We start from the raw sequence: 913 nt of genomic DNA on the forward strand, positions 1-913 counted from the left end.
CGGCGCGGCCGCCGGTTCCCGCGTGCGGCGGGCCAGGGCGACGCCCGCGAGGCAGAGCACGCCCCCGCCGAACGCGCTCAGCGCCGGGACCTCGCCGAGCAGCGCCCAGCCGAGGACGATCGTGATCGGCGGCACGAGGTAGGTCGTCGTGCCGAGCCGCCCCGCGCTGGAGCGGGCCAGCGCGTACGCCCAGGTCGTGAAGGCCAGGGCCGTCGGCATCGCGCCGAGGTAGACCACCAGCAGGACGGTCCGGGCGTGCGCCGTCGCGAGGGCGCTCACCAGTCCCGGCGCGTACGGCAGGCAGACGACCGCGCCGATCGTGCAGGCCAGCCACGTGACGTGCAGGGCCGAGGCGTCCCGCAACAACGGTTTCTGCGCCACGACGCTGATGGCGTAAGCGACGGCGGCCACCACGCAGAGCAGCGACCCCCACGCGTCGGCGCTCCCGCCCGGGGAACCCGACAGGCCGATCACCACCACGCCGGCGAAGGAGACCAGGAGCCCGCCGGCCAGCGCGCGCGAGAAGCCCTCGCCCAGCGCGACCCCGGCGAGGACGGCGACGAGGATGGGCCCGATGTTGACGAGCATCGCCGCGGTCCCGGCGTCGACGTGCCGCTCCCCCGAATTGAGCGCCACGTTGTACAGGCCGAACCACAGCACGCCGCAGGTCACCAGCCGGGGCCAGGCGCTGCGGGCCGGCCATCCGGCGGCCGCCGGGCCGCCACGCGCCTGGCGGTTGAGGATCAGCGCGCCCAGCACGGCCCTGCCGACCAGCAGGCGCCCCAGGGACAGCTCCCCCGCCGACAGGTCACGCCCGACGCGCCGGATGGCCACGAAGGCCGACGCCCAGAGCACCACGGTGACGAGGATCGCGATCGCCGGCAGGACGGCGGCACGCCGCGAGGGCGCGGAG

At 76.2% G+C, this 913-nt stretch carries 1 protein-coding gene; it reads right to left on the reverse strand.

Features of this window, described 5'->3' with window-relative positions:
• A partial coding sequence (locus ACFFNX_RS51350) for a DMT family transporter (protein WP_378213804.1) occupies positions 1–913 on the reverse strand: 913 nt, incomplete at both ends.

It is taken from the genome of Actinoallomurus acaciae (assembly GCF_042429965.1).
In the GTDB taxonomy this organism is placed as follows: domain Bacteria; phylum Actinomycetota; class Actinomycetes; order Streptosporangiales; family Streptosporangiaceae; genus Actinoallomurus; species Actinoallomurus acaciae.